Source organism: Kitasatospora sp. NPDC048545 (assembly GCF_040651155.1).
Taxonomy (GTDB): domain Bacteria; phylum Actinomycetota; class Actinomycetes; order Streptomycetales; family Streptomycetaceae; genus Kitasatospora.
The window spans coordinates 1-6,769 of record NZ_JBEZIQ010000122.1 but is presented as its reverse complement, the minus strand read 5'-3'; the positions used below and the strand labels follow the sequence as shown (position 1 = coordinate 6,769).

General features: G+C 73.2%; 8 protein-coding genes. 3 read left to right on the top strand and 5 right to left on the bottom strand.

The window, feature by feature from the left end:
• The first annotated feature begins 156 nt into the window (after nucleotides 1-156).
• Together AB0D10_RS45580 and AB0D10_RS45575 are read left to right on the top strand one after the other, a co-directional pair.
• Nucleotides 157-1,053 (top strand): alpha/beta hydrolase, encoded by an 897-nt coding sequence (locus tag AB0D10_RS45580; protein WP_360268803.1) that lies wholly within the window; start codon nucleotides 157-159, stop codon nucleotides 1,051-1,053.
• Nucleotides 1,054-1,058: 5 nt separating this feature from the next.
• A complete protein-coding gene (locus AB0D10_RS45575; RefSeq protein WP_360268800.1) occupies nucleotides 1,059-1,712 on the top strand; it encodes a 4'-phosphopantetheinyl transferase superfamily protein in 654 nt (217 codons plus the stop codon).
• A 117-nt stretch (nucleotides 1,713-1,829) separates the two neighbouring features.
• Here the strand turns inward: AB0D10_RS45575 and AB0D10_RS45570 are convergent, their stop codons facing one another.
• The 3 genes from AB0D10_RS45570 to AB0D10_RS45560 form a co-directional block, all read right to left on the bottom strand.
• A complete protein-coding gene (locus AB0D10_RS45570; RefSeq protein ID WP_360268797.1) occupies nucleotides 1,830-2,990 on the bottom strand; it encodes an SGNH/GDSL hydrolase family protein in 1,161 nt (386 codons plus the stop codon).
• An 88-nt stretch (nucleotides 2,991-3,078) separates the two neighbouring features.
• Nucleotides 3,079-3,657, bottom strand: coding sequence for a TetR/AcrR family transcriptional regulator (locus tag AB0D10_RS45565; protein WP_360268794.1), 579 nt, complete (start codon nucleotides 3,655-3,657; stop codon nucleotides 3,079-3,081).
• A gap of 193 nt (nucleotides 3,658-3,850) precedes the next feature.
• Nucleotides 3,851-4,858, bottom strand: coding sequence for an AraC family transcriptional regulator (locus AB0D10_RS45560; RefSeq protein WP_360268791.1), 1,008 nt, complete (start codon nucleotides 4,856-4,858; stop codon nucleotides 3,851-3,853).
• A 175-nt stretch (nucleotides 4,859-5,033) separates the two neighbouring features.
• Between AB0D10_RS45560 and AB0D10_RS45555 the strand changes: the two genes are divergently transcribed.
• Complete coding sequence (locus tag AB0D10_RS45555) at nucleotides 5,034-5,528, top strand: anthrone oxygenase family protein (protein WP_360268788.1); 495 nt, start codon at nucleotides 5,034-5,036, stop codon at nucleotides 5,526-5,528.
• 109 nt (nucleotides 5,529-5,637) lie between these two features.
• On the opposite strand, the gene AB0D10_RS45550 is transcribed toward AB0D10_RS45555, so the two are convergent.
• Together AB0D10_RS45550 and AB0D10_RS45545 are read right to left on the bottom strand one after the other, a co-directional pair.
• Nucleotides 5,638-6,363, bottom strand: coding sequence for a polysaccharide deacetylase family protein (locus AB0D10_RS45550; protein ID WP_360268786.1), 726 nt, complete (start codon nucleotides 6,361-6,363; stop codon nucleotides 5,638-5,640).
• 187 nt (nucleotides 6,364-6,550) lie between these two features.
• On the bottom strand, nucleotides 6,551-6,769 hold a 219-nt coding region (locus AB0D10_RS45545; protein ID WP_360268783.1), incomplete at its 5' end, for a DUF1772 domain-containing protein.

The following is a 6,769-nucleotide window of genomic DNA, read 5'->3' as shown; positions in this document are numbered from 1 at the left end:
AAACACACCACCGCCACCCAACACGCCCTCACCAACCTCCACCACCACCTCACCAACAACCACTAACCACACAACAACAAAAAACAGCACACGAAGAACAAGAAGCAGAAGAACGACAAAGCAAGAAACACAAACGAGAAACAGGAGGAGGGCCCCATGCAGACCGCCGCCGTAGTTCCCGCCCTGCCGGCCGAGCACGCCGTCACCACCACCGACCACACCGCGACCACGGACGACTTCGCGCGTCTGGCGATCACGGTCCACCAGCCCGAGACGCCGGATCCGGCCCGGCCGTTGGTCGTTCTCGTGCACGGGTGGGCGGCTTCCCGGACGGTCTGGCACAGCACCGCTCGGCAGTTGGCCGCGGCCGGGCACACCGTGGCCACGTACGACCAGCGCGGGCACGCCTCGTCCACGGTCGGGCGGGAGCCGATCAGCATCGAGCGGTTGGCTCAGGACCTGGACACCGTCGTGGGGACGCTGACGACGCCGGAGCGGCCGGTCGTGCTGGTCGGGCATTCGGGTGGCGGCTACGCGGCGCTGGCCTGGGCGGCGCAGTTGTCCGCTTCGCGGCCGGCGGGTGCGGGTGGGCGGCTCGCCGGGTTGGTGCTGGTGTCCACGGCTTCGCACGGGCAGAACACGCCGGCGAACGAGGTGAAGATGATGGGTTCCGGGCTGTTCAGCCGGGCGTTGCGCACGCCGTGGCTGGGGCGGAAGTTGCTGGGCCAGACGCACGGGCCGCGCGCCACCCTGGAGGCCCGTGAGGCCAACCGTCGGCTGTTCGCCCGCACGTTGCCACAGACCCGTGCGGCCTGCTTCGCGTCCACGCAGGAGATGGACCAGCGTGCCGGGCTGGCGGGGATCGCCGTGCCCACCGCGGTGATCACGGGCACCGAGGACAAGATCGTCAAGCCGAGTTTCAGTCAGGAGCTGGCCGCCGCCCTCCCGCAGGCGACGCTGTACGAGGTTCCGGGCATCGGGCACATGGTTCCGCTGGAGAACCCGGGGCACATCGCCCACCACACCCACCAGTTGGTTCTGGCGGGGCGCTGACCGCCGTGACCACCACTGCTCCCGCCGGCGTCCTGGCCGCGCTGCTGCCGCCGTACGTCCACTGCGCCGAGGCGTTCGGTGTCCTGGATGCGGGCCGTCTCCACCCGTCGGAGGCGGCTTACATCCGGGATCGGTCGCCGCGCCGCCGGCAGCAGTTCGCGACCGCCCGGACGCTGGCGCGTCGGGCGCTGGCGGAGCTGGGCCATCCGTCGACGCCGCTGCTGCCCGGGCCCGGGGGTGCGCCGCAGTGGCCTTCGGGTGCCGCGGGCAGCATCACCCACACCCGTGGTTACACGGCCTGCGCGGTCGCCAGTACCGGTCGGCACCTGTCGCTGGGCATTGACGCCGAGCCCGTCCGGCCGCTCCCGCGCGGGGTCCTGGACCTGGTCAGCTGTGCGGAGGAGCGGGCCGGGCTGGCCGGGCTCCCGGCGGGGGCCGCCCCGTGGGACACCGTGCTGTTCAGTGCCAAGGAGGCCGTCTACAAGGCCGTTCACCCGCTCACCCGGACCTGGACGGGTCTTGCCGCGATCACGGTCGTGCTCGATGCGGACGGCACGTTCACCGCCCGGCATCCTCATCGTCCGGGTGTCGGTACGGGCCGGTGGGGCGTTCACCGGGGCGTCGTCCTCACGGCGCTCGCGCTCCCTCCGTCGGGTTGAGCACGGGCCCCTTGCGCCGCCGGGCCTCTCGCGCCAGCGGTTTCGCTGCGCGAGGCCCGGCGCCGTCGGGCCAGGCCGCCGTCGGTCAGGCCGCCGTCGGGGCACGGCGCCGGGGTGTCACGATGCCAGCGGTCCGCCCCCGGTGAGGGCCAGTTCGGTGAACCGCCGGGCGATGAGGCGGTGGGCCTCCGGGGAGGGGTGGAGGCCGTCGGGGAGCGGGTGGGCGTCGTGTTCGGGCTCGCCGTAGAGGGCGAGTCCGTCCAGGTGGTACAGGGCATGGTCTCCGTCGGCGCGGCGTTCGGCGACGATGCGGGCGAGTTGTTCGCGGATGACGGTGAGGGTGAGGCGGCCGGTGGCGCGGTCGGCCGGGTTTCCGGTGGCCCGGAAGCGGAGGGTGCCGGTGCTGAAGTCGGGGGCGAGCGGGCCGGGGGTGTCCTCGTGGAGGGGGCACAGCAGCGGGGAGACGACGAGCAGCGGCGTGGTCGGGTGACCGTCGCGGACGGTGTCGAGGAAGCCGTGGACGGCCGGGACGAGGGCGCGCAGCCGCATGGCGTCGGCGTTCACCAGGTTGATGCCGATCTTGAGGCTGATCAGGTCGGCGGGGGTGTCGCGGATCGTGCGCGCGGTGAAGGGGTCGAGCAGGGCGCTGCCGCCGAAGCCGAGGTTGACCAGGTCCAGTCCGGCGCCGTTGGCGACCAGGGCGGGCCAGGTGCCGGTCGGGTGTGCGGCGTTGGAGCCGTGGCTGATCGAACTGCCGTGGTGCACCCAGCGCTTGCGGGTGCCGGTCGGGACGGCCGCCAGGGGCGCGTCCGTTTCGAGGGCGATCAGTTCGGTGGTCTCGGTGTGCGGGAGCCAGATCTCGACGGTCTTGTCGTGTGCGGGCAGGCCGGTGAACCGCGCGCTGCCGGGCGGTCCTTCGGTGAGCTCGAAGCGGCCGGTGGCCAGGTCGACGGTGCGCAGGTTGCCGCCGGGCACGGACGTCCGGGCGGTGAGGGCGCCGTCGACGAGCAGGTCGTAGACGCCGTCGGGCACGTGGGGGACGCCGGGGTAGGCGCGCTTGGTGGGGACGGTGTGCAGGGTGATCGCGGTGGCGCGGGTGCGGAAGGCGAGGCGGACGCCTGAGGGCTGGGACTCGGCCATGGCGAGCTGCTCGTCGGGGACCTGGCGGCGGGCCCGGGCGGGCAGCCGGTGCGGCAGCAGGCCGCGGCGGGTCCGTTCGACATCCAGGTGGCCGTGGAGGAGGTCCTCGGTGACGGGGGTGGTGATCGTGGCGGTCATGGCGCTTCTTCGGGTCGTCGTGCGGGCGGAGCCGGGCGCCGCGCCTTGTGCGGGCGGGCCTGAGCCGGTGCCGCGTCGCACGGGCGGTTCAGGTGGTCGGGCGGGCTCCGCCGTGGCGCAGCAGGGTGTCGAGGGAGTCGATGATCCAGTCCCAGGACTGCTGGGCGTCGACGGCGGTGTGGCTGAAGCCGCCGGCCGCTTCGAGGCTGATGTAGCCGTGGAAGACGCTGCCGAGCATGCGGACGGCGTGGGTCTGTTCGGGTTCGGTGAGGTCGTAGCCGCGCAGGATCGCCCGGGTCATCTGGGCGTGCCGGACGCCGGCGCTGGCGGCGGCGGTCTCGGCGTCGAGGCGCAGGCGGGTGGCGTCGTAGCGGCCGGGGTGGCGGGCGGCGTAGTCGCGGTAGGCGTCGGCGAAGGCGCCGAGGGCGTCGCGGCCCGCGCGGCCGGCGAGGGCGTCGGCGACGAGGTCGGCGAGTTCTTCGAGGGCGTACAGGGCGATGCGGGTCTTGAGGTCCTGGGAGCTCTTGACGTGGGAGTAGAGGCTGGCGGTCTGGACGCCGAAGCCGCGGGCGACGGCGGCGACGGTTACGTGTTCGAATCCGACCCGGTCGGCGAGTTCGGCGCCTGCGACGACGACGCGTTCGACGGTCAGTCCTGCCCGTGCCATGTGCTTCCTCCCGTGCTGTCGCGCCGGTGCGCTACAGCCAGTATGGGATTGCCTAAATGGATTAGGCAAATGGGAAAGCACGCACCGCCGGGCTCCGCCGCTGCAGCGGAGCCCCGACCATCAGGGCCCCGACCGCCGAAGCCCCGACCACCGAAGCCCCGACCTGCCCGCCGGAGCCCCGCTCCACCGGGGATCAGCCCGCCAGGATCACCGTCTCCGCCGGACCGGAGAAGCCCACCGGCTGCGACGGGGTACCGGTCGCGGCGAGCCGGCGGTGCTCCTGCGGGCTGACCCCGCGGACCCGCTTGAACGCCGCGGAGAGAGCGAAGGCGTTGCTGTAGCCGACCTTGCGGGCCGCGAAGGCGACGGTGCACTCCGGCTCGCGCAGCAGGTCGGCGGCGACGGCCAGCCGCCAGCCCGCGAGGTAGGCCATCGGGGGCTCGCCGACCAGGGCGGTGAAGCGGCGGGCCAGCCCGGCCCGGGAGACGCCGACCCGCTGGGCGAGTTCGGCGACCGTCCAGGCGGTGGCCGGGTCGTCGTGCATCATCCGCAGGACCGGGCCGACCACCTGGTCGTGCTGGGCGCGGTACCAGGCGGGGGCGCCGGAGTCGGGGGCGGCGAGCCAGGCGCGCAGGACGGAGACCACCAGCAGGTCGAGGATGCGGTCCAGGACGAGCTCCTGACCCGGCTCGTTGCGCCCTATCTCGGCGGCCAGCAGGTGCACCAGGGTGTCGTCGGCGCCGGTGCCGGCCGGGCGGACCAGCAGGGCGGGCAGGCAGCCCAGCAGGCGCTGGCCGATCTCGTGCTCGGCCTGGTAGGTGCCGGAGAGGACCACCGAGGAGGCCCGGTCGCCCTCACGACCCTGCCCCCAGGTCCGGACGCCGAGCGACATCACCTCGGAGACGTCCACCCCGCCCTTGGTGCAGACCTGGCCCGGGCCGACGATCACGTCCACCGGTGTGTCCGGGTCGTCCGCGACGGTGTACGGCTCCGGGCCGCGCACGATCGCCACATCCCCGGGGTGCAGCAGCAGTGGGGTGCCGCGCTCGGGCAGGATCCAGGCGTCGCCGCGGACCATCGTCACCACCGAGAGCGGGGCCCGGTCCTCGATCCGCAACGACCACGGAGGGGTGAGGATCGACCGCAGCAGGAACGCGCCGCGGGCCTTGGGGCCGTCGAGGAGTCCCGTCAGAGTGTCCATGCCGACAATTGTAGACGTCGGGACATCATTTGACGCTTCGTCATTTGAGAGACTCTTGAGTGTTCGAGGTGGCTTGAGGGCCGGAAATGCCGGATGATCTGCCCACGGGGGTAGCACCGACGCGGCGACAGCGATACGCGCGATACCGACAGCGAGAAGTGAGGGGCTCACGACGATGGAAACGGCACGCACACTCGTCCTGGTGGCGGCCACTGTCACCTGTGGACTGACCGCCGGACTGTTCTACGCCTACGCGTGCTCGGTCATGCCCGCGCTCGCGCGGGTCGAGGACCGGACCTTCATCGAGGTGATGCAGCGCGTCAACGTGGCGATCCTGAACGGCTGGTTCGTCCTCGGCTTCGTCGGCGCCCTGCTGGCCACGGCAGCCGCGGTCGCCCTGCACCTCCCCTCGGACGGCCACGACGTGCTGCCCGCGACCATCGCCGCGCTCGTGCTCTACATCGCGATGATCGGGGTCACCCGTTCGGTCAACATCCCGCTGAACGACGAGCTGGCCGCCGCCGGGACGCCGCAGCGAATCGCCGATCCGGCCGGTGTGCGCGGGCGCTTCGAGGCCCGCTGGGTGCGCTTCAACGTGCTGCGCGCCCTGCTCGCCACCGGCGCCCTCGGCTGCCTCGCCTGGGCCCTGGTCCTCAACGGCCAGAGCTGACAGCGGCATTCGGCGGGGCTTCCGGCGGGCTCCGGGGCTTCCGGAGGATTCCGGCGGAGTCCGGCCGGGCGAACGCCGCCCCCGGTACCCGACGCCACCCTGAGCGGCCTCAGCCGCACAGGGTGGCGAAGGTGTACCCGCGCGCCTTGAGCGTGGCAATGATCGTCGGCAGGGCGGCCACGGTCTGGCTGCGGTCACCGCCGCCGTCGTGCAGCAGGACCACCGATCCCGGGCGGACGTGGTCCAGCACCCGCGAGCGGATCGCCGCCGCGCCGGGCCGGGACCAGTCCGCCGGGTCCACCGACCAGAGCACGACCTGCTTGCCGAGCGCCGCCGCGCGCGAGCGCACCGTGCCGTCGACCGCGCCGTAGGGCGGGCGCAGGCAGGTCGGGGTGCGGCCGGTCCGGGCGCGGATCGCCCGGTCCGTGGCGCTCACCTGGGAGTCGACCGCGCCGGCGGAGAGCCTGCGCAGGTCCGGGTGCGACCAGGAGTGGTTCTGCACGCTGTGGCCCTGCTGCGCCACCTGCCCGGTGAGCGACGGATGGGCGGCCACGTTCTGTCCGATCTCGAAGAAGGTCGCGCGCACCCCGTACCGGGCAAGCGTCGACAGGACCTTGGGCGTGTAGGCGGGGCTCGGGCCGTCGTCGAAGGTCAGGTAGACGACCTTCCCGCCCTTGCCGCCCGGACCTCCAGGACCGCCCGTGCCGCCGGCCGCCTCCGCCGGTGCGGCGGGCAGGGTGACCGCGGCGCCCGCGGTCAGGGCGACGGCGAGCGCGCCGATCGCGGTCCGGAGACCTCCGACCGTCCTCCTGCGCCTGGCGGGTCGTACGGACATGCCTGCCCCCTGCGGTCGGAACTCCGGTGCCGCGGACCAGTCTGCTCCGCGGGCGGGGCCGCCGCGACCCTCCGGGCGACGGGACCGGGTGGATCCGGCCAGCCGCGCGCCGGGCCGACCGGGGAACGCCGGAACGCCCCCGACGGGATCCGTCGGGGGCGTCGACCGCAGTACGGGACCGGCTCGTTCAGCGCTCGGCGCGCCCGTGCAGCACCAGGGAGCGGGTCAGCGCCAGCAGACCGCCCGTGCACAGCGCGGTGCGGAGCATGTTGACCGGCACCCAGGTGTCGGCGAACTTGGCCCGCACGGCCGCGAAGTCGGTGATCTGGGACGGGTCGCCGGCGGCCGCCAGCTGGTTGTTCAGCGGGATGTTGACGCCCATCGTCACCAGCAGCGCCACCACGTA

Excerpts from the sequence above, each read along its gene's own strand:
- AB0D10_RS45580 (WP_360268803.1), top strand. The coding sequence starts at position 157 with ATGCAGACCGCCGCCGTAGTTCCCGCCCTGCCGGCCGAGCACGCCGTC.
- AB0D10_RS45570 (WP_360268797.1), bottom strand. The coding sequence starts at position 2,990 with ATGACCGCCACGATCACCACCCCCGTCACCGAGGACCTCCTCCACGGC.
- AB0D10_RS45565 (WP_360268794.1), bottom strand. The coding sequence starts at position 3,657 with ATGGCACGGGCAGGACTGACCGTCGAACGCGTCGTCGTCGCAGGCGCC.
- AB0D10_RS45560 (WP_360268791.1), bottom strand. The coding sequence starts at position 4,858 with ATGGACACTCTGACGGGACTCCTCGACGGCCCCAAGGCCCGCGGCGCG.
- AB0D10_RS45555 (WP_360268788.1), top strand. The coding sequence starts at position 5,034 with ATGGAAACGGCACGCACACTCGTCCTGGTGGCGGCCACTGTCACCTGT.
- AB0D10_RS45550 (WP_360268786.1), bottom strand. The coding sequence starts at position 6,363 with ATGTCCGTACGACCCGCCAGGCGCAGGAGGACGGTCGGAGGTCTCCGG.